The sequence below is a fragment of the Enterococcus pallens ATCC BAA-351 genome (assembly GCF_000407485.1).
GTDB lineage: Bacteria > Bacillota > Bacilli > Lactobacillales > Enterococcaceae > Enterococcus_A > Enterococcus_A pallens.
Genome location: NZ_ASWD01000002.1, coordinates 231,462 through 252,513, shown reverse-complemented (window position 1 = coordinate 252,513; position 21,052 = coordinate 231,462). Strand labels below are relative to the sequence as shown.

At 43.4% G+C, this 21,052-nt stretch carries 23 protein-coding genes; 15 read left to right on the top strand and 8 right to left on the bottom strand.

All coding sequences use genetic code 11. The annotated features are described in order from the left end of the window. Nucleotides 1–15: 15 nt before the first annotated feature. Nucleotides 16–603 carry a PepSY domain-containing protein gene (locus I588_RS07885; protein WP_010755573.1) on the bottom strand — a complete coding sequence of 196 codons (588 nt, stop codon included), beginning with the start codon at nucleotides 601–603 and terminating at the stop codon, nucleotides 16–18. A gap of 106 nt (nucleotides 604–709) precedes the next feature. On the opposite strand from I588_RS07885, the gene I588_RS07880 reads away from it, so the two are divergent. The 4 genes from I588_RS07880 (at nucleotide 710) to I588_RS07865 (ending at nucleotide 4,980) form a co-directional block, all read left to right on the top strand. Then, the gene (locus I588_RS07880) at nucleotides 710–1,642 is read left to right on the top strand and encodes an EamA family transporter (RefSeq protein ID WP_245569552.1); all 933 of its coding nucleotides are present in this window, start codon (nucleotides 710–712) and stop codon (nucleotides 1,640–1,642) included. A 68-nt stretch (nucleotides 1,643–1,710) separates the two neighbouring features. After that, a complete protein-coding gene (gene rsxC, locus I588_RS07875) occupies nucleotides 1,711–3,027 on the top strand; it encodes an electron transport complex subunit RsxC (RefSeq protein WP_010755575.1) in 1,317 nt (438 codons plus the stop codon). Next, nucleotides 3,024–4,016, top strand: coding sequence for an RnfABCDGE type electron transport complex subunit D (locus I588_RS07870; protein WP_245569553.1), 993 nt, complete (start codon nucleotides 3,024–3,026; stop codon nucleotides 4,014–4,016). Before rsxC ends, I588_RS07870 begins: the two co-directional genes overlap by 4 nt. A 133-nt stretch (nucleotides 4,017–4,149) precedes the next feature. Further along, the gene (locus tag I588_RS07865) at nucleotides 4,150–4,980 is read left to right on the top strand and encodes an aldo/keto reductase (protein WP_010755577.1); all 831 of its coding nucleotides are present in this window, start codon (nucleotides 4,150–4,152) and stop codon (nucleotides 4,978–4,980) included. 25 nt (nucleotides 4,981–5,005) lie between these two features. Here the strand turns inward: I588_RS07865 and I588_RS07860 are convergent, their stop codons facing one another. The 3 genes from I588_RS07860 to I588_RS07850 all read right to left on the bottom strand — a co-directional run bounded on the left by I588_RS07860 (nucleotide 5,006) and on the right by I588_RS07850 (nucleotide 7,046). Then, a complete protein-coding gene (locus I588_RS07860) occupies nucleotides 5,006–6,220 on the bottom strand; it encodes a YdcF family protein (RefSeq protein WP_010755578.1) in 1,215 nt (404 codons plus the stop codon). A 255-nt stretch (nucleotides 6,221–6,475) separates the two neighbouring features. After that, nucleotides 6,476–6,811: a type II toxin-antitoxin system RelE/ParE family toxin gene (locus tag I588_RS07855; RefSeq protein ID WP_010755579.1), complete on the bottom strand. Its 336-nt coding sequence runs from the start codon at nucleotides 6,809–6,811 to the stop codon at nucleotides 6,476–6,478. After that, a complete protein-coding gene (locus tag I588_RS07850; protein WP_010755580.1) occupies nucleotides 6,795–7,046 on the bottom strand; it encodes an AbrB/MazE/SpoVT family DNA-binding domain-containing protein in 252 nt (83 codons plus the stop codon). Before I588_RS07850 ends, I588_RS07855 begins: the two co-directional genes overlap by 17 nt. A gap of 320 nt (nucleotides 7,047–7,366) precedes the next feature. Here I588_RS07850 and I588_RS07845 point away from each other — a divergent pair, with 320 nt between their 5' ends. After that, nucleotides 7,367–7,855 (top strand): GyrI-like domain-containing protein, encoded by a 489-nt coding sequence (locus I588_RS07845; RefSeq protein WP_010755581.1) that lies wholly within the window; start codon nucleotides 7,367–7,369, stop codon nucleotides 7,853–7,855. 63 nt (nucleotides 7,856–7,918) lie between these two features. Here the strand turns inward: I588_RS07845 and I588_RS07840 are convergent, their stop codons facing one another. The 4 genes from I588_RS07840 to I588_RS07825 form a co-directional block, all read right to left on the bottom strand. Then, nucleotides 7,919–9,211, bottom strand: coding sequence for a serine hydrolase (locus I588_RS07840; RefSeq protein ID WP_010755582.1), 1,293 nt, complete (start codon nucleotides 9,209–9,211; stop codon nucleotides 7,919–7,921). A gap of 187 nt (nucleotides 9,212–9,398) precedes the next feature. Further along, complete coding sequence (locus I588_RS07835; protein ID WP_010755583.1) at nucleotides 9,399–10,226, bottom strand: TPM domain-containing protein; 828 nt, start codon at nucleotides 10,224–10,226, stop codon at nucleotides 9,399–9,401. Continuing rightward, on the bottom strand, nucleotides 10,223–11,278 hold the full coding sequence (locus I588_RS07830; protein ID WP_010755584.1) for a TFIIB-type zinc ribbon-containing protein: 1,056 nt from the start codon (nucleotides 11,276–11,278) through the stop codon (nucleotides 10,223–10,225). The genes I588_RS07835 and I588_RS07830 overlap by 4 nt, the downstream gene beginning before the upstream one ends. A gap of 11 nt (nucleotides 11,279–11,289) precedes the next feature. Continuing rightward, nucleotides 11,290–12,519 (bottom strand): SPFH domain-containing protein, encoded by a 1,230-nt coding sequence (locus tag I588_RS07825; protein WP_010755585.1) that lies wholly within the window; start codon nucleotides 12,517–12,519, stop codon nucleotides 11,290–11,292. 183 nt (nucleotides 12,520–12,702) lie between these two features. On the opposite strand from I588_RS07825, the gene dnaX reads away from it, so the two are divergent. From dnaX to I588_RS07775, 10 genes are all read left to right on the top strand, one after another. Further along, a complete protein-coding gene (gene dnaX / locus I588_RS07820) occupies nucleotides 12,703–14,436 on the top strand; it encodes a DNA polymerase III subunit gamma/tau (RefSeq protein WP_010755586.1) in 1,734 nt (577 codons plus the stop codon). Nucleotides 14,437–14,583: 147 nt separating this feature from the next. Then, entirely contained in the window at nucleotides 14,584–14,898 is a 315-nt protein-coding gene (locus I588_RS07815) for a YbaB/EbfC family nucleoid-associated protein (RefSeq protein WP_174316921.1), read from the top strand. Between the two features lie 28 nt (nucleotides 14,899–14,926). After that, the gene (recR, locus tag I588_RS07810; RefSeq protein ID WP_010755588.1) at nucleotides 14,927–15,523 is read left to right on the top strand and encodes a recombination mediator RecR; all 597 of its coding nucleotides are present in this window, start codon (nucleotides 14,927–14,929) and stop codon (nucleotides 15,521–15,523) included. A gap of 60 nt (nucleotides 15,524–15,583) precedes the next feature. Then, nucleotides 15,584–16,228, top strand: a complete 645-nt coding sequence (tmk, locus tag I588_RS07805) for a dTMP kinase (RefSeq protein WP_010755589.1) — start codon at nucleotides 15,584–15,586, stop codon at nucleotides 16,226–16,228. A gap of 13 nt (nucleotides 16,229–16,241) precedes the next feature. Next, entirely contained in the window at nucleotides 16,242–16,571 is a 330-nt protein-coding gene (locus I588_RS07800) for a cyclic-di-AMP receptor (protein ID WP_010755590.1), read from the top strand. A gap of 1 nt (nucleotide 16,572) precedes the next feature. Beyond that, nucleotides 16,573–17,514, top strand: coding sequence for a DNA polymerase III subunit delta' (gene holB / locus I588_RS07795; protein ID WP_010755591.1), 942 nt, complete (start codon nucleotides 16,573–16,575; stop codon nucleotides 17,512–17,514). 30 nt (nucleotides 17,515–17,544) lie between these two features. Beyond that, entirely contained in the window at nucleotides 17,545–18,369 is an 825-nt protein-coding gene (locus tag I588_RS07790; RefSeq protein WP_010755592.1) for a PSP1 domain-containing protein, read from the top strand. After that, nucleotides 18,362–18,712 (top strand): DNA replication initiation control protein YabA, encoded by a 351-nt coding sequence (locus tag I588_RS07785; RefSeq protein WP_034692566.1) that lies wholly within the window; start codon nucleotides 18,362–18,364, stop codon nucleotides 18,710–18,712. The genes I588_RS07790 and I588_RS07785 overlap by 8 nt, the downstream gene beginning before the upstream one ends. A 51-nt stretch (nucleotides 18,713–18,763) precedes the next feature. Continuing rightward, complete coding sequence (gene rsmI / locus I588_RS07780; RefSeq protein WP_010755594.1) at nucleotides 18,764–19,621, top strand: 16S rRNA (cytidine(1402)-2'-O)-methyltransferase; 858 nt, start codon at nucleotides 18,764–18,766, stop codon at nucleotides 19,619–19,621. A gap of 214 nt (nucleotides 19,622–19,835) precedes the next feature. Next, nucleotides 19,836–21,050, top strand: coding sequence for an ammonium transporter (locus I588_RS07775; protein ID WP_010755595.1), 1,215 nt, complete (start codon nucleotides 19,836–19,838; stop codon nucleotides 21,048–21,050). Nucleotides 21,051–21,052: the final 2 nt, after the last annotated feature.

Sequence of the window (21,052 nt, the reverse complement as noted above, 5' to 3'; positions counted from 1 at the left end):
GGCTCGCTTTTGTTCCTAATCATCCTGCTCTTTTTCCAAAATATTTCCCGTTTGTGCATCAATCTTTAACTCTGTTTCAAGCTTGCCGTCTTCTAATTTTACTTCCCAATAAGTGGTACCTAGATCCTTCGTTAATTCCATTTCCACAACGCTGCCGCGAGCATTAGAATGGGCGATTTCAGCAACTTTATCTGCGTTTAGAATACCATCTAGCTGCAGCGCCTCCTCTTGCCGTTTGTTTTGGTCGTCATGATCCAGGTTTTCGTCCTGCTGCTGCAAAATGTCATTGGTGTCGGCATTAATTGTGAGTTCGTATTCCTTTGTATCATCAACACCCTCGATTTGATAAATTGGCCTGCCCAATTTGTATTCTAAAGAGATCGAGGTAATGTCGGTATCAGGGTAAGTCTCCCGATAACGCTGGATAGCATCCTCAGTAGATACTTTTAGCTGAACGATACCGACCTTTGATTGGTTGGTGTCAGACGACATGCTAGAGCTGGCAGGTTCAGGTTCAGCTGGTGGCGGATTACTTCCTTGGTGGGAACAGCCGGCCAATGTCAAAGTGGACAATAAAACAATTGTTAAAGCGATTTTTTTCATGGGGGTTCCTCCTAACTGCGAAATCCCAGAATAAGCCAACAGGTCTTCACTTCTATTTTACCAAAGCTCCTTGAAAAAGTTAATTGCTGACAGAAAACGATTTCTAATGGCAGCTGTCTGTTTTTTCCATTATAATATGCTGAGAAAGCAGGTGGGGGTTATCAAACAACGAGGAATTTTGTTCGCAGCGCTGGCTGCGTCGTTCTGGGCAATTTCAGGGATTTTGGGGCAATCCTTATTTACCGATTATAACTTTCGCGCAGATTGGTTGGTGTCGGTTCGGCTATTCTTCTCAGGAATTATTTTATTAGGCTTAGCAAAAGGCTGGAAGAAGGAAGCTGTTTTTGCGCCCTTTAAAAAGAAGCGTGATTTAGCAGCACTTCTGATTTTTTCAGTCTTTGGCATGTTTGCTGTTCAGCTGACTTACTTTAAGACGATTGAGCTGAGCAATGCTTCTTTTGGGACAATTATTCAGTATACGGGACCTTTTTTCGTCATTTTATATGAGTCCTTCAAACAACGAAAAGTCCCTTCCTTTTTGACGATTCTGCTATTATTCACCACCGCGCTGGGAGTGGTTTTTATCGCAACCAAAGGAGAATTTACAAATTTATCCATCTCAGCCGGTGCGTTAGTGTGGGGGATTGGTTCGGCGGTTTCTTTGGCCTTCTATTCCTTGCAGCCGCGGCGATTGCTGGCGACTTACGGCAGCTTTGTGACGGTTGGCTGGGGCATGCTGTTTGGCAGCATCGTTTCCAATCTCCTGCAGCCAATGTGGCAGACGTCGGGGATCTTCACGACTGGCTCTATGGTGTCGATTTTCTTAGTCGTAACCATTGGGACTGCACTGGCCTTTCTTTTATACTTGTCCAGTCTGCAGTATATTAGTTCGAGTCTGGCAAGCACCTTAACAGCCTTCGAGCCTTTGTTGGCGACGGTTTTTTCAATTGTAGTTTTCAGCTTGCCGCTAACTTTATTTGAGGTCGTAGGATTTTTATTGGTTTTAGGGTCGATTTTATTGATTCAAAAGAAATTATAACGGACAGTCCGCTGTCCGTTTTTTTCTCGTGTTATACTAAATATATAAAGTATGTGGGGGGAGATGGAATGAAGAAGCAGCGGTTTAAGGGTGGAATTGATTTACATCAAGATGAAGCCTTGCATTTGCGAGGCATCGAGAATTACAAACAAGTGGAAAAGATTAATCCTAAAAAAGTATATATCCCAGTGCAGCAGCATATTGGCGGTGTGCCTGAGGTGACCGTTTCGCTTGGTGAGGAGGTTTATTTAGGGCAAACCATTGCCAAAATGGATGAAGGCTTAGGAGCTAGTGTCCATGCCAGCGTTTCCGGCAAAGTCGTGGGTATCAAAGAAATTGATCAGGGGCAGGGGGACGAAATGACCTGCATCATTATCGAAAATGACTTTCAAGAACGGTTAAAGGAGGAGCACCATGAGCCGCTTGAAGAGCTGAATCGGGAAACGATTGTGCAGCGTGTCGAGGAGGCAGGGGTCGTTGGTCTGGGAGGTGCGACTTTTCCCAGTCATGTTAAATTGAATCCTAAAGAAGACATCCACACCTGTATTTTCAACGGGGCCGAATGTGAGCCGTTGCTAATGGCAGATGCGGCTTTAATGGTGACTGAAGGAGAAAAATTACTGAAAGGCTGCAAGGTCGTGATGAAGGCCGTGGGTGCCAAGGAGGGGATCATTGCGATTGAAGATGACAAGCAGGAAGCAATCCAAACGATGCGGGAATATTGTAAAGACGTTCCTAATCTTTCAGTGATGGAGGTCCCATCCGTCTATCCTCAGGGCAGCACGGAAATGTTGTTTAAAACTGTTACGGGCAAAGAAGAACCCTTTGGTGGCTCGACACGGGACGTGGGCTACTTAATTATCAATGTGGCAACCACGGTAGCCGTTTACGAAGCAATTGAACCAGGACGGCCGTTGAGTCATCGGATTTGTTCGGTGGTTGGTGACGTGATGGAACAAAAGAATGTCTATTTTCCATTAGGTACTACCATTGAAGACATGATTGAATTTTGTGGCGGCTTTGACGGAAAACCGTCTAAAATCATCACCGGCGGATTTATGATGGGCACCACAGTAGATACGTTAGCGGCTTCCTTGACGAAATCAGCTAATGGATTAATTGTTATTAATGAAACGCATGATGAGGATATGACGCCTAGCCCTTGCATTAAATGTGCGCGCTGTGTGGAGGTTTGTCCCATCGGTTTGCTGCCGCATCAGCTGGAGAAAAATTATTTGAAGCAAAATTGGGAGCGGCTGGAGAAGCTGTATGTAGAAAGCTGTATTAACTGCGGCTGCTGCACGTATATTTGTCCCGCTCGCCGTCACTTAGCGGAGCACATTATTGCTGGTCAGCAGGTAGTTGAAGAAAGGAAGGCAGAATGATGGAGAAGAATCGTTCCTTTGAAGCATTACGCAGCAATCGCTACCCAATGATGGAAGCTTCTCCTCATTTACTATTCTGGGAGAAAACGGATCGTATCATGAAGCTGGTGGTACTGGCACTTTTACCGAGTGTGGCCGCTTCGATTATCTTTTTTGGCTGGCGTTCCCTGCTGCTGTATGTGATTTCGATTGCTACCTGTGTGATTTGTGAAATTCTTTGGTTTAGAATTCGCAGAAAGACGGTGCCCAATGATTTTTCAGCAGTGGTTACGGCAGTGCTTTTAGCTATGAGTTTGCCGGCTAGTGTGCCTTTGTGGTATCCCGTAGTAGGTGGAGTGATTGGGATTGTTTTAGCGAAAGAATTGTTTGGTGGGATTGGCCGCAATTTGTTGAATCCAGCCTTGACGGGGCGAGCCGTTTTGCGGTTAGTATTTGTACAGGAGATGTCTGCCAATGTGCAGCCGCAGCCATGGTTTTCTACCAGTGGACTGGATGTTGTTTCGACAGCTACGCCCTTGATGACTGCCGAAGCTGGCGAAAGTCTGTCCTCCGCCCAAATGATCGACAGCTTAACGGGATTAATTGCTGGAAAAAATGCTGAAACCACTGCAATTTTACTATTGTTAGGTGGGGTGTTTTTACTTTATAAACGAGTGATTACCTGGCATATTCCGCTGTGTATGCTGGCAACAGTTGCGGTAGTGGCTTTAATTGTCGGTCAAGGGGATCTGACGATTGTTTTTGCTCATCTTTTTGGCGGAGCTACCATGCTGGGGGCTTTCTTTATGGCAACCGATTACAGCACCTCGCCCACAACGCCTAAGGGTGAAGTGATTTATGGAATTTGCTGTGGCTTGCTTTTGATGGGCTGGCGCCTGTTTACCTCGATGCCAGAAGGAATGACCTTCATTTTATTGATCATGAATTGCTTTGTCCCGCTGATTGATCATCTGATTATCCCCCGAGTATATGGGGAAAAACGTACGTAAAAAATCGACCTTGGGGTTATTTGGCTAATCGTCGGATATTTCCAAGGCTTTTTGTGATTTTAAAGTCGATTACTCGCTTTTTTTTGAAAAAAACAGGTATGATAGAAGCAGCTAAACAAAAAGGAGGAAGCATATGGAAACGTATCAATTAAGAGATGGACTAGTCGTTCCAAAGGTAGGGTTTGGTACTTACAAGTTAAATGGCTTAGAAGGGGTAAATACGATGGTTCAAGCCTTGTCTAACGGCTATCGGTTACTGGATTCGGCTTTTAACTATGAAAATGAAGGAGCGGTAGGGGAAGCCATTCGCCGTTCAGAGGTTCCGCGCTCGGAAATCATCGTTGCTTCAAAGCTTCCAGGCAGACATCATGCCTACGATGAGGCCATTACTACGATTCAAGAATCTTTGCTGCGGGCAGGTTTGGATTATTACGATCTGTACTTGATTCATTGGCCTAATCCCAAGGAAGACCGTTATGTAGAAGCTTGGCAAGCCTTAATTGCAGCGCAGCGTTTTGGTTTGGTTCGTTCGATTGGGGTTTCTAATTTTTTACCTGAACACCTGGAACGCTTGGAAATTGAAACCGGTGTACTGCCAGTAATCAATCAAATTGAGCTGCATCCTTACTTCAATCAGGAAAAACAACGGGAATACAATGCGCAACGCGGCATTTTGACGCAGGACTGGAGCCCGCTAGGCCGTGCCAGCGAAATAATTAACCATCCTGTTTTGTCAGAAATCGCCAATAAATATGGCCGCAATGTGGGGCAAATTATTCTGCGCTGGGAAATTCAATTGGACACACTGCCAATTCCTAAGGCCTCCAGCACTATGAGACAATTAGCCAATCTAGATATTTTTGATTTCCAGCTGACCGCTGAGGAAATGACCCTAATCAATGGCTTATCTAAACCAGACGGCCGCTTGAAAAATCAAAATCCTGCTGAATACCAAGAATTCTAACAAAAAAAGCCCTCAAGCGAGGACTTTAACGGACATACCAGTCAAGAAACAATTGAAGTAATGCAAGCCCAACGCTAGCGAAGGTAATGAGGGCGCCCATGATGATGTGAATTCGCTTGTTCATCACTAAAAGAGCAGCGAATTCTCTCAAAAAGGCATTCGGTAAATAATATTTCGCTGTTTTTGCACCGATACCATCCGCCTTTAAGCCAACCTGCTGGGCATACATGCCTGCTCGAAAGATATGATAGTTGTTGGAGGCAAAAATCGCGCGATAGCCGCTTGGTTTTTCCCGTTCCATAATATCTTTGCTGAAGCGCATATTCTCCAAGGTAGTTGTGGAATGTGTTTCAATTAGAATTTCCTCTTCCGGAATTCCTTGCTCTAAGGCATAGTTTTTCATGGCGACTGCTTCTGGAACCTTTTCATCTGAACCTTGGCCGCCAGACATTAACAATTGAGGCGGAGACAAGGTTTTGCGGCTTTGCTTATGGTAAAAGGCAATCGCTCGATCGATTCGCTTGGCTAACAAGGGGGAGACTTTTTCCCCTTGGATCAGTCCGGCTCCCAGTACAATTACATAATCTTGATCTGGCTTAGGGTCATTCAGCTGATAAATTAAAGAAATCGATAAAAAATTCCAAAAGACAATAAACAGATAGATCAGAATCGCCGTAGGAATAAGCAACAGCGGCGCTGACCAGCTAGGAACAAATTGTGTCCCAAATCTGCGGATAGCACTAGCAACAATCACACCCAAAGCCAAGATTAAGGTTAGCAGGTTGGCTAGTGAATGAGATTCTCGTTTAAAAACCAAGTAGCTGTTCCAAAGCAGAAAAATAATCAGGGCATAAAAACCGAAGAGCAGCACCAAAATACCCAGTACGCCCAAGACAAAGAGGATCCCGATAGTAATTAGAGAAGCTGAGGTAAGGGAGAGAACACCCAAATAGGCAAACAGGCTAATTAAAAACAGATTGAATAGCCAGCCATTACGCAGTCTTGCCTTTTCTCTAAAATAGAAAAAGTGGAACAACAAATAAAAACCAACTGGAAGGGCCAAATAAAAGGTTCGTTCCTGGATCTCGATTAATAAAAAGTACAGGATAAGAAATCCACCGGTCCCCAGCAGATTTTTACGCAGACGTTCCTCTTTTCCAGCTTTGGTTATCCAAATATTGAGTAAAACAATAATCATGAAATAAATAATAAGAGCAGTTATATCTCTTGCGATATACATCCTAACACCTCTTTCACAATCAGTATAGCAAATTATTCAAGAAAAAATGCCAGAGAAGGATTTTTAGCCGATCATTTTGTTAATACTCAGTAGGCTTGCTAAAGGGAACCTTCAATCCACACAGCTAGCAGAGTTGATTGAAAAAATTATGTACGATACTTAAAGATCAAACAATCCATGCATGGTCACTAGTGATCATGTATGGATTGTTCTGCTCTGTTTTTCTATTTTGATATGGAAATCAGATTACTTGGACTAAAAGCGCAAGTGCAATTGTTTCTGTTTAAAAAAATTTCCAATGAGTATGCGTTTATTCTCATGATCAATCCGATAAAAGATTCCATAGATGCTCCCAATTAAAATCCGATAAGTAGGCTCCGAAAAACCATAGATAGATGCGACATTTTCGTACATCTCAGGAAAAAGCTTAAGTAAATTTATCGAGCGGTCAATCGACTGGATAAACGTGCGGATCTTTTCCTCGGGAATAGCCAGCTCTTCTTCCCACTCTCGAATGTTCTCCTTTAGACTCTCCGTAAAGCTTGCTGCATAGAAAATCAGATAGTTTTTTTGCTCATTCTCCCCAGCCATAGTTTCCAAGCTCTTTCTTCATTTGTTCTTCTGTTGAAAAACGACCGACTTCAAAATCAGCGAAGCTTTCTTCAATTAGCTGACGGTCATGCTGCTTGGCAGCACTTTGGGTATTTAGAATATAATTGTTTCCTTCCTTGGTATATTCTAAAATATCTCCGTCCTGTAAGCCCCATTCCTTTGGAAAAAGTGCGCCAACTGAATTACCAATTTTACGAACCTTTAATTTTCCCATCACAAGCATCTCCTTTTTTTCATTATAACACGTTATAACTTTAACAGGGGGCGCCACATCATATTACTGCTATTTTTTTAGAAAACTTGTTATAATTACAATGATTGGCAAGAAGGATAGTTTATATTGGGCTTTATCAAGAAGCTTCATTGGTATAAAAAAGCGCTGGTGGTTTATCGCGTTAGTTCTTCCTGCGCTTCGATTTAGAAAAAAGAAGAATAGCTAGTTGTACTGTTGTACTAAAGGCGAAAGTTTTTTATCTTTAGATAGCTAAAGATTGATGATAATGAGCTTGATCAGTGAATTTAGGAGGAAAATTTATGGACATTAAAGGAATTAATCGCGTGCAATCACCTAATTTTTATGTAATTGGCAAGGAAGGTCGAGGACTTGCCGAGGAATCAAGCTCGTGGGTTCCCTTGCTGTGGGATCAAATGAATCAGCACTTTGAGGAAATTGCCGGACTGATCGATGCCGCCGATATGAGCCAGCTGCATTTATGGGGCCTCATGAGTGACGGCGATCACTGGCTGGAGCCGTGGCAAAAAGAAGGACGCTATTTGGCAGGGGTTCAAGTACCCGCGGAAGCAGTACCGCCTCTTGGCTGGATTCGCTGGGAAATTCCTGCAATGACCTATCTAACGATTAAAACGGATGCCGAGCGGATTGACGAAGCGACTCAGCTGATGCTGGGGCAGGTTTTTCCCTTAGAAAAGGTTGAATTAGCTGGCGCTGTGCAGGAGCATTATCTGCCAAGCTTTTCAGAAGGGGAAGTTGAACTGTATTTCCCCATCCGAGCAAGCAGTTAAAAAGAACCGAGGAACGTTGCAACCTCCAAAAGGGGGTACTGCAGCTATCCTCGGTTCTTTCATTTAATTAAAAAAGTCTAGAATTTTTCGCCAAATCAGCAAAAAGATATTGGCCTTTTCAACTGAGCTGCTGGTAACTACGCTGGCACTAGGCGCTTCATTGGGATCAACATAACCTAAATCATCTTGATTCAATTTGACTGTAGTCACACCAAGCTTTTCACCTTTACGTACTGGGGCAATTAATTTCCCGTCATTCAGTAAGGTGTCATTCATCTGGGTTTCCGTCGTTAGTTGATTCAAATCCATATCATTACGCGCCCAAACCTGAACAACGCCATCATTTTGCAGTTGAACCTCTTCTTGCTTACCGTCAACAACAGGAAGCTCAGTTTCGCCAGTCATCGGCTGATTAGCTAGATCAACTGTTTTCAGCTGCCAATTATTAAAGCAATAATCCATCAAATTACTCGTTTCAACAAAGCGGGCATTTTTATCACGGACTTCGTTTGACGCATTCAATACCACTGTGATGACACGGCGGCCGTCACGCTCCATTGTTCCAGCAAAGCAGGCGCCGGCTTTTTCAGTTGTACCGGTTTTCAATCCATCTACGCCTTCTTTGGCATTGGCTAAACCTGGAAGCATACTGTTGGAGTTTTCCATTTCAACCGCGGAATCAGTTCCTGGGGCAAACTGGGTTTTGGCAACCTTGGATGTTTCTAAATATTCAGGATGATCCTTAATCAAATGGCGAGCAACAATGGCCACACTGCGGGCTGACATCATGTTCTCGTCTTCTTCACCTGTATCAGGATAACGTCGATCTCCTAAAAAGTAATTATTCAGTCCAGAAGCATTCACTAAAATCGCATCAGTAATTCCCCAGCTGGCTACCAGCTGACGCATTTGATCTACAAAGGCATGCTCGCTGCCAGCTAAAAACTCAGCTAAGGCAATTGCAGCGGCATTTCCCGATTCAATAATGGCTGCATCATACAAATCCTTCACCGAATAGGTTTGATCTTTACTTAAAGGAACGTTGGATAACTCTGGGTTGGTACTATTTTCGGCTGCATAATCCGAAATAGGCACCTGGGCATCCCAAGTCGTCCTTTGCTGCTTTATAGCATCCAAAACTAAATAAGTCGTGATCATTTTAGTAACAGAAGCAATGGCCAAAGGGGTGCTTCCATTTTGATCATAAAAGATTTTACCCGAATCCGCATCAATCGCAAAGGCGGCCTCCGCTTTAATCGTAAAATCATCGGCTGCTTGTGCCGGAATTGCTGTGAATAATTGTAAAAAAAGACCTAAAATTACAAAAAGCAAGGGAATTTTTCTTTTATTTTGCATCAATAATCTCCTTTTTTTCTCTTAACCCTAAAATTCTAGCAAAGTATCCTGCTGAATTCAAGTGTTCTCAGGCTTTAAACGAGATTAAGAAAGAAAGTCTTTACTTATTTCGTTACAAAAATCACCATAATTAACAGGAATCAGTTGTTTTGATTCCTGTTAACTACTATAAAAATAACGAATTTTGTTAAAAACCACGTCCGCCGCCGCCAAAGGTTCCACCACCACTGGAATTGGTCGTACTGCCGCCACCGCCGAAACCACCGCCGCCATTATTATCTTTGGAAGGCTTAGGAATTCGCCGCGTGGTGACAAAGGAATTCACCAGCTGATCTTGGCGCTCTTCTAATTCCAGTCTGGATTGTTCCCGATACGGGTAACGATAGGTTCCTAACTTCAACTGGTATCGCATACGGACAACAATGAAGAAGGCGATTGCGGCAATGAATCCTACAACCAAAGCAGTAATTGCATCTGTTTCAGTCAGGGAACGCGGTTCAGTGACTTCACTAGTTTGGCCATCGACTTCGCCAGTTTCACCATCAACGCGATAGTGATTGCTTGGAATACCGGCATCGACATATTCGCTGGCCATTGTAAAATAGCTTGAGGCTGCTTGGTAATAATTTCCATCCCGCATGGCTTCTTCGACAGCATCTAGAATGTTATCGCGTCTTTGATCGGTAATATAATCAATCATATTGCCCGAATAAGTGAGATAAAGCTGTCGTTGTCCCATATCTAACAGCAGCAGTGCGCCGTTTCCGTCTTCACCCACTCGTGCTTTCAGCTGCTGGTTAGCAAACAGCTGCGGGTCCTCTGTATTCGAATTAGTGGTTAAGACAAAGGCTTGTCCTTCCATTTTCTCGTTCAGCGTATCGGCGAGACTAGCCAGTTCTGTTTGCTGCTCAGGAGTGAACAGAGCGGCTTCATCAATAACAGTATCATCGGCAGCAAAAGCGCCTACCGGAACAAGTACTAGTAAAAGGCCTAATAACCAGATAAGCTTTCTCATACGAAATACCCCGCTAACAACATAATGATCGCCGTAACAACGAAAATACCTAATGAAAACCAGGCCAGACGTTTATTACTAATAGGCAAGATACCGCTAACTTTACCCGTTCGACCGTTCATGGCGTAATAATACACCTTGTCATTATTCCCCTGATAAGTCACCAGCCAAACTGGCAGCAGCATGTAATGGTTGCTTTGCCAATTAATCGCTGCTGAGCTGCCGGTTTTATTAAAGGTGGTATAGCCGGAAACCGTATCTCTCAGCAGATCATTGGTGTATTTTTTCAGCTCCTGCTGCAATTCAGGAGTAATATCGGCAATTTCAATATCCCGTTTCTCCGCCTGGAAGCCTGACAGATATTCGGTCTGGAAATCGACTGCTTGATCAATCGGGAAGGGCTGAACCGCCTCCACCATTTTCTGTTGAAGATTTTTGGTTAGCGCATTTTTTACTAAATTGTTAATGGTTGCTTTCCCTTTGCGGTAGACTTGGTAAATCTTCGTCTCGGTATATTCGATATCTCCGACAACCCAGACGCGCACAGAAGTCCCTTTACCCGTATATTCTCCTCGTGTCTGAGCATCCACTACCCAATAGGGAAAGTAGACACCCGTCAGCTTTTCAATTTGAGACTTGTTAAAAAAGTCTTTCGGAATAAACCATTTTTTCTTTGTCCAAGCCAAAAATTGTTCTTCCGCTTTTTGGCGATCAATTTGAAAAGGTAAAACTTTGTTAGGCAAAAGCTCTCCCGATAAGCGCCCAGCTAAAATCACCGGATTGTGGCAGAAATAGCAGTAGGTTGCTGCTGTAGTGGCATCGGTGACGATTTCCGCCCCACAGCTGGGACAATTGAATACGTCCATTGCATCTGTTTCGGCCTTTTCCTCTGCCGAAATCGCCGATTCTACCGGATGCTTTGCTTCAAATTCGTCAATATCGGCTGAAGTAAAGATACTCAAGCAATAATCGCAATGAAATTTTTGATCGTCTGGGTTAAAGGTCAAAGGACCGCCACAGTTGGGACAATGGTGTGTTAATACATCAGCCATTAGTTTCCTCCTTAATCCAGCGGAATTCCCTTAAAGGGTTTGCCGCAATGAGGACAGAATTTCGGTACGCCATTGCTCAAGTCAACGATTTCTCCGCATTCACTGCATTTCATTTGAATTTTTGGTGTTGCTGCCGCGTCCGCTGAAGCCGGCTTTGGTTCGCCGCAATTGCTGCAGAATTTTCCTGAGTTTTCAGTGCCGCATTTCGGACAGGTCCAAGTATCGCCCTGGGCTTGTTTTTGCTGGGCTTGCTGCTGGTTGGTTTCTGAAGCCTGAGACAGGTAAGAGCCACCCGTATTCATTCCCATGCCCATTCCAAAGAAGGCATTGCCGGCGCCAGATTGATTGCTTCCTGCTGCTTCCATTCCACGAGCGACTGAACCTTGCACGTACCCTTCGCGAATTCCCGGATCACCCAGCATGGCACCTTTATTGCGCATGTTAATCAGTTCGGTTGAGTCATCAGTATAAGAGATGCTAGCGACTGCCACAGAAACAATTTCCATCCCGCGAAGTTCACGCCAGTTATCATCCAAGACATTGGACATGTATTTGCTCAGCTCCATGCTTTTTGATGGCACATAGGAAATGCGCTCACCGTTAGCAGACAACTGGTTGATGGTTGTTTGCAGGGCAGTTAGAAATTCTTGCAGGTATTGTTCATTAATATCGGAAATGTCCACCTGTTCCAGATTGCGCGGTACCGCATTGGCAAAGAATAAAATAGGATCGGTAATTTTAATCGAGTACGTACCATGGGCTCTCAAAAACAGCTCCGCATTATAAAAGTTGTCAAAATAGTTCAATGGTGTGGGTGTGCCAAACTTGATCCCTTTGATTTCCTGCAGGTTAATGTAATAAACCTGCTGCTTTTGAGGAGTCACGCCACCATATTTAAAGCGATCAAAGGTTTCAGCGATGGCTTCCTTCAGTGAACCTTGGAACATAGAAGGAGCAGAATCATTTTTCACTGTGTAATAGCCTTCTTCAGCCGTAAAGTCAATGACCTTGCCGCCGTCAACTAAAAGCATCATCATATTTGGGTAAACGTGAACCACGGAACCATCGGTGATTACGTCCTTGGTTCCTTTTTTATTTGATCCCCGGCGATCGTCTTGACGCACGGCAACGCCTTTAGTCATAACAGTCGTTTGCCCCATATCAGCAGGTTCAATGACCTCTAGCCACTGGTCCGCTAAGCCGCCGCCAATGGTGCTTGTTGCTGCTTTAATTAGTCCCATAAAATAGCCTCCTTAAGATATCTTTTTTTATTATATCATAGAGAATATCGGGCTCAGAAATAAAGATTTTTCAAGTTTAAAAACTCGCTAAGCCAGCTGGATTAATGTAGTAATTTTTGACAAAATCACGTATAATAGGGAGCGGTGATTTTAAAGCAGGGCACAAAAGAAAAGAGGGTGACTATGGCATATCAAGCACTATATCGTGTCTGGCGTTCGCAGCGTTTTGACGATGTGGTTGGACAAGAGGCTATTACCAAAACGCTGAAAAATGCGATAAAACAAAAAAAGACCTCCCATGCGTATTTGTTTACTGGACCGAGAGGAACCGGGAAAACCAGTGCTGCAAAAATCTTTGCCAAAGCCATCAACTGTCCCAACAGTGTCGACGGAGAACCATGCAATGAATGCGAAATGTGCCGTTCGATTACCGAGGGACGCCAAGAGGATGTTATTGAAATTGATGCGGCCAGCAATAATGGTGTCGAAGAGATCCGCTTCATTCGCGATCGGGCGAACTATGCGCCAACGACTGCTGAATACAAAGTATATATTATCGATGAAGTACATATGCTTTCCACTGGGGCCTTCAACGCTTTGTTGAAAACCTTGGAAGAGCCAAAAGAGCATGTGATTTTTATTTTAGCAACCACGGAACCGCATAAGATTCCGGCGACAATTATTTCACGAACACAGCGCTTTGATTTCAAGCGAATCGGGGTACAAGCGATTGTCGGTCGGATGCAGTACATTTTAGATGCCAGCAACCTGACTTATGAGGAGCAGGCTTTGTCAGTAATTGCTCGTGCTGCTGAAGGCGGGATGCGGGATGCCTTGAGTATTTTGGATCAGGCGATTTCCTTTAGTGACGAAACAATTACCTTAGCTGATGCTCTAGCCGTTACCGGCAGCTTAACTACTGAAATGATGGATGCCTTTATTTCTGCCTGCTTAGCGCAAAATGTCAGTGCAGCTTTAGAGGTGCTGGAAAATATTTTGGCAGAAGGGAAAGAGGCCCGTCGCTTAACGGAGGATTTACTGTTGTATTGCCGTGATTTGCTGATGTATCAGCAAGCACCGCAGTTATTGAATGATCGGGTCAACTTAACAGAAGCCTTCAAAGAGTTGGCGGAGAAGACACCAGCTGATCGCTTCTATTGGATGATTAAGATTTTAAGCGAGACGCAAAATGAAATTCGTTTTACCAACCATGCCAATGTCTATTTGGAGGTTGCCACGGTAAAACTAGCCGCACCTCCAGTCAACGCAGCGCCAGCTGTTAGTGGTGGAGAACCTGCAGCAGCGGCTCCTGTGAACAGTGAGGAAATTCTTGAGCTGAAACGTCAGATCGTGCAGCTGCAAACGGAAGTCAAGCAGCTGAAGGAGCGACCTGCCCCTCAAGCCAAAGCTGAAGAGCCAAAGGCAAGAGCACCAAAGAAAACCAGCAGTGCTTATCGGATTCCGACTGAACGGGTTTACCAGGTTCTGTCTGAAGCGACTAAGGATCATCTGCAAGGAATTCGTGGCGTATGGGAAGACTTACTGATGGCTTTACCGGTGACACAACGCGCGCTGCTTAAGGCCAGTGAGCCAGTTGCCGCCGGACCAAGCTTACTGCTGCTAGCTTTTGATTATGAGATTGTTTGTCAGCGGGCAGACGGTAACGAAGAATTACGTACGAATATGCAAAACTCATTAGGACTAATGATTAAGGATTACTCACCAGATTTTGTCTTTATTACCCGAGAAAGCTGGCCGCGTTTGCGCCAATCTTATGTCAGTCAGCACAAAGACCTGAAGCCGGAAGTCAGCGACACGGAAGAAGAAGGCGAAATCGAACTAATTCCGGAAGAAAACCAAGTCGTTGAACAAGCCAAAAGCCTTTTCGGTGATTTAGTTACTATTCAAGAAGACTAATCGCTCTGCAATATGCAGACAAATTTGAAGAATTTGTTATAACTTGCTTCAAGTTAGCTCTAAGCAGCTTTTGATAATTACTATCTAAAGTGAGCTATAATAATAGAAAAATTAATCGATAAAAAGAAGAAAGAGAAGTGATCAATTGTGATGCGTGGAATGGGAAATATGCAAGGTATGATGAAACAAATGCAAAAAATGCAAAAGGAAATGATGAAGGCACAAGAAGAATTGAATGCAAAAGAATTTTTCGGTGCATCTGCTAATGATTTAGTAAAAGTTGTTTTCACTGGAGATAAAACGATGAAAGCAATGGAAATCAATCCAGAATTAATTGATCCAGAAGATCCAGATATGCTGCAGGATATGGTTATCTTGGCAGTCAATGATGCGCTAACAAAAATAAGCGAAGAAACCGAAGAAACAATGGGTAAATACACCAAAGGATTACCTGGGATCTAATTGCTTTTCGGTTGAAAGGAAGTAGTCCATGCAATACCCAGAACCAATAGCAAAACTAATCGAAAGCTACATGAAGCTGCCGGGAATCGGACAGAAAACGGCTACGCGCTTAGCTTTCTTTACCATTGATATGAAGGATGAAACCGTAAATGACTTTGCCCGCTCACTGATCAGTGTGAAGCGGGACCTGCATTTTTGCAGTGTCTGCGGCAACATCACTGAAGAAGATCCTTGTGAAATTTGTCGTGATACCACTCGAGATCGCAGTACGATCTTAGTAGTAGAGGAGCCTAAGGATGTTATGGCTCTGGAAAAGGTTCGGGATTATCACGGATTGTATCATGTGCTTCACGGTGTTCTGTCGCCTATGGAGGGGACTGGCCCGGAAGATATCAATATCGCACCATTGATTAAGCGTCTGCATGACGATGAAGTGAAAGAAGTCATTATTGCCACCAACGCTACGACTGAAGGGGAAGCAACCGCCATGTACTTGTCGCGGCTGATCAAACCGGCAGGGATAAAAGTTACGCGTTTGGCCCACGGCTTGTCCGTTGGCAGCGACATTGAATATGCAGATGAAGTGACTTTGTTAAAAGCGGTGGAAGGACGTCGTGAACTCTAGGTTTTTCTTTCACGACGTTTTTGTGTACAATGAGAATAGAACTAATGGAGGCAACGAAGAGTGAACGGCTTATTTATTACTATTGAAGGTCCAGACGGCGCTGGCAAGACAAGCGTGATTGAGGAATTGTTTCCTCTCTTACAGCAGGTAGCCACCAAGGACATCGTAAAAACTAGAGAACCTGGTGGGATTCCGATCGCTGAAAAGATTCGCCAAGTGATTTTGGACCCTAAGAATGATCGAATGGATGATCGGACAGAAGCACTGCTTTATGCAGCAGCTCGCAGACAGCATCTGATTGAGAAAATTTGGCCTGCTTTAGAGCAAGGTAAAATTGTGCTGTGTGACCGTTTTGTCGACAGCTCGTTGGCTTATCAAGGAGCAGGTCGGGGAATTGGGATGCGAGAAGTCGCTCAAATTAATGAATTTGCCATTGAAGGAACTGTTCCTGATGTCACTCTTTACTTAGACGTTGATTCTGATACTGGTCTGCAGCGTATTATGAGCAGTCGCACCAATCAAATTGATCGACTAGATGCAGAAGGCTTGCAATTTCATCAACGGGTACGTCATGCCTATTTAAAATTGGCAGATGAACACGCCGAACGTATTATTAAAATCGACGCTAGAAAACGTCTAGAATTAGTCGTGGAGGATTGTTTTTACGAATTAATCTCCCGTTACCCTAAGTATTTTCAAAACTAGAGAGGTGTAGAAAATGAAATTAATTATGGCCATTGTGCAAGACAAGGACTCCAACCGTTTAGCAAATGAATTTATCGATGCCAACATCCGTGCGACCAAGCTTTCTTCTACTGGTGGATTTTTAAAGGCTGGCAACAGCACCTTTATCATCGGGATTGAAGATGAACGGGTAGAAGAAGCACTGGGATTAATCAAGGAAACTTGTCAGTCCCGTACCCAATACGTAACGACACCTGTTACCTTGGATATTTCATTGGATGGTCAAGTTCCTTATCCAGTGGAAGTTGAAGTAGGCGGAGCCACCGTGTTCGTAATGCCGGTAGAAGGGTTCCACCAATACTAAGATGACAGAAGCAGAAAAACTACAACAACTTCAACCGGTTGTTTTCCGTCAACTACAGAACAGCTTTAAGCATGGTCGTTTAGCCCATGCTTATCTTTTTGAAGGGGATCAGGGAACCGGAAAAGCGGAAATGGCTTTATGGTTTACCAAGCACCTGTTCTGCCTGTCCTTAAAAGACGGACTACCGTGTGAAGAATGCAACAACTGTCTGCGAATCGGCAACCATGAGCATCCCGATGTCGTGGAGGTCGCTCCAGATGGTCAAACCATCAAGGTAGAACAGATTCGCCAGCTGCAGGTAGAGCTGGGGAAAAGCGGATTTGAATCAGCTAAAAAGGTTGTATTAATTCATGAAGCAGAAAGGATGAATACCAATTCTGCCAACAGCTTATTGAAATTTCTGGAGGAACCGCCAGCGAATTTTATGATCATTTTAGAAACACAGGCAATCGGCAAGATCCTTCCGACCATTCGTTCACGTTGTCAAATAATTCATTTTCAAGCCTTGTCGACAGAAAAATTGGTCGAACAGTTGGAAAAAGAAGCCCATATCCCTCTCAAATCAGCGAAACTCTTGACGAATTTAACAAATAGTTATACAAAAGCAGTTGAAATATCAAAGGATGAATGGTTTAATGAATCTAAGGATACTGTTATTCAATGGTATAGTTACCTTGAAAAACAGGACCCGCAGGCCTTTATCTATGTACAAAAAAAACTAGTAAAAGTTTTCAAGGACAAGATGCAGCAGCGAACAGCCTTTGAAATGCTGGCATTTTATGTAAAAGAAAAGCGTAATCAAATGCTTCAGCAAAATCAACAGTCCATCGCTTTCTATAACCATCTGTTAGAAGAGATTTTACTTGCCAATCAGAAACTAGAGGCCAATGTATCCTTTCAAAATATTGCAGAACAAATAACGTTGCATGTTATATTTGCTTAATGTTATTTTTTACAGAGAGTAGGGAGACCAATGGTTGAAGTTGTCGGTGTCCGTTTTCGCGAAGCAGGGCATATTTATTATTATGCACCAGGCAAAAACGAATACTATTATAATGAAAAAGTATTAGTTGAATCACAACAAGCGCATCAGATTGCCACTGTAGCCATCCCTAAATTAGAGATGGATTCTAGTGATTTATCAGATGATTTAAAAACAATTTTGCATAAAGCTTCAGAAAAAGAACTGCAAAAAGCGCTGGAGAATGAACGCGATGCGCAGGCAGCCTTTAAAGTAGCCAAAGAAAAAATTCGGGATCATGAACTAGAAATGAAGCTGATTCAAGTGGAGTATACCTTCGATCGCAGCAAAATGATCTTCTATTTTACTGCGGATGGTCGGGTAGATTTCCGTGAATTAGTGAAGGATTTAGCTTCGGTGTTTCGGACTCGAATCGAACTTCGCCAAATTGGCGTACGTGATGAAGCGAAGATTTTAGGCGGGATTGGTCCTTGCGGTCGACCGTTATGCTGTTCGACCTTCTTGGGAGACTTTATTCCTGTGTCGATTAAAATGGCCAAAGATCAAGGATTGTCCTTGAATCCAACCAAAATTTCAGGCTTATGCGGCCGTTTAATGTGCTGCTTGAAGTATGAAAATACCGAATATGAAGCTGCGAAACGTGAATTACCAGACTACGGAAAAGAAGTCCAAACACCAGACGGCAAGGGGCGGGTAATCGGCCTGAACTTGTTAAGTCGTGTAATTAAAGTTCGTCTGCCTGGACGAGAAACTGCTATTGAATACGACTATAGTGAGCTGCAGGCAGTAAAAGCAGGTGATCAGCATGATGGATAGACGTTCGCTTTATGATGGGCTGAATCGTTTAGAGCAGGAAATGCAGCATAATGTAGCCGAGCTAGCTGAGATGAAGGAAGATCTGCTAGAACTAATTGAGAAAAATGCTACCTTGGAAATGGAAAATGAACGGTTAAGAGAGCGGGTTCGCGAAATGAACCAGAAAGCTTCGCCGGTTACTGATGAACGCCAAGAGCTGTCACGTTCTCGGATGAATTTGGAAAAAATTTATGAAGATGGCTTCCATGTCTGCAACTTATTGTACGGGTCCAGACGGGAACACGATGAGCCTTGCGCATTTTGTTTAGATGTCATTTATCGCGAAAGCAAACAAGGGAAATGAAACCGGGACAATTCGTTCCGGTTTTTTCAATGAGACAAGGAGGACGAATGAGTGAACATTCAAAGAAGCTATGGCAGTCACGACACGGGCACCTTATACCTTGTTCCCACGCCGATCGGCAATTTAGAGGATATGACGTTTCGTAGTGTTAAAACGTTGCAGGCAGCAGATTTGATTGCTAGTGAAGATACGCGGAATACGCAAAAATTACTGAATCATTTCGAGATCAAGGTTCCGCAAAAAAGCTTTCATGAGCACAATTATCGCGAACGGATTCCTGAACTGCTTGCACTTTTAAAAGAAGGACAAACAATCGCGCAGGTAAGTGATGCTGGAATGCCTTCGATTAGCGATCCTGGTCAGGAGCTGGTAGCAGCCTGTATCGCAGAAAATATTCCGGTTGTCTCTTTGCCGGGGGCGACTGCCGGGATGACCGCATTGATTGCTTCAGGACTGGCACCTCAGCCTTTTTATTTTTATGGCTTTTTACAGCGAAAAAAGAGCCAACAGAAAAAAGAGCTGGAGCAGTTGAAGAATCAAACAAGTACCATGATTTTTTACGAATCGCCGCATCGAGTAAAGGAAACGCTGAAGAATGCGGAACAGGTTCTAGAGGATCGACAAGTGGTAATCTGTCGAGAACTCACTAAGCTTTATGAGGAATACATTCGCGGAAGCATGCAAGAAGTGATTGACTATTTGGCAGAGCATCCTTTAAAAGGAGAATGCTGCCTGCTGATAGCAGGAGCTTCGGAAGTTGTTGAGGAAGAAATTCCAGAAGGCAGTTTGAAAGAGCAGGTTGAGCATCTGATAGCAACAGGCCTTTCTTCTAAAGAAGCGATTAAAGAAGTGGCTAAGCGTAATCAGCTAAAGAAACAGGAAGTATACAAAGAATTTCATGAGCTGTAAGATCGGAGAAATCCGGTCTTTTTTTATACTCTATTGTTAGTGAAATAATCGCTACTAAACCAATTAACAGATAAAAAAACCGATTATAAATGTAAGGTTTTCTAACATGAATAGTTACTAAATTAGAAAAAGATGAAAAAAAGCTTGGAAATCACTGGTAATTTTTCTGTATGGTGTTAGAATATGTAACATATTAAAGAATGAGGTGTGTGTTATGACAGGGAATATTGGATTTATTTTAATTTGTTCGGCAATGGTGTTTCTAATGACTCCTGCGTTAGCTTTCTTTTATGGAGGATTAGAGCGACGCAAAAATATCTTAAACACCATGATGATGGTAATCTGTACCATGGGGCTAGCCTCACTGATTTGGATTACAGTCGGTTACTCTTTATCGTTTAGCGGCGAAGGAAGCTTCATTGGAAACTTGGATAAAGTCTTTTTCAATGGTGTATCTATGACTGAAGGTGACGGGATACCTGAAGGTCTATTCGCATTCTTCCAAATGATGTTTGCTTTAATCACTACAGCAATTTTAACCGGATCGGTTGCAGGCAGAATGAAATTCTCCGCAATCTTTCTCTTTATCGCTTTATGGCTGCCGATTGTTTACTTCCCAATGGCTCACATGGTTTGGGGCGGCGGTTTCTTAGATCAAATCGGATCAATTGATTTTGCCGGTGGGAACGTAGTGCATATCAGTTCAGGAATTTCAGGTTTAGTATTGGCCATTGTTTTAGGACGTCGTCGCGAATATCATTTGACAGAATATCGTCCACATAATGTTCCTTTCGTTGTATTAGGTGCAGGCTTATTATGGTTTGGCTGGTTTGGATTCAATGGCGGTTCAGCATTAGCAGCCGATGGTTTAGCGATTCACGCGATGCTGACGACTAATACAGCTGCTGCTTGTGGAATGCTTTCTTGGATGTTGATTGAAAAAATCACGAATGGAAAACCAACTGTAGTAGGCGCATGTACAGGTGCAGTAGTTGGCTTAGTAGCAATTACGCCAGGTGCCGGTTTTGTCTCTCTTTGGTCTAGTATTCTAATTGGCGCGTTTGTTAGTCCCTTCTGTTACTTCTTTATTGCAATCATCAAACAAAAACTAGGGTTGGATGATGCCTTGGATGCGTTTGGTTGTCATGGTGTTGGAGGAATTTTCGGCGGAATTGTTACTGGGATTTTTGCTGATCCTGCTGTAGGTGGAAGAACAGGACTCATCTACGGTTCAATGGATCTATTCCTAGCACAGCTTGCCAGCATCGGGATTACATTAGTTTTTGCAGGGGTTGCCAGCTTCTTGATTATCTCATTTATCAAAGCGATTATGCCAATTCGCGTATCTGAACATGAAGAAGCAATTGGCTTGGATCAAATCGAACACGATGAAAATGCCTACCCAACCTTTATGGGCTTGGATTCTTAAAC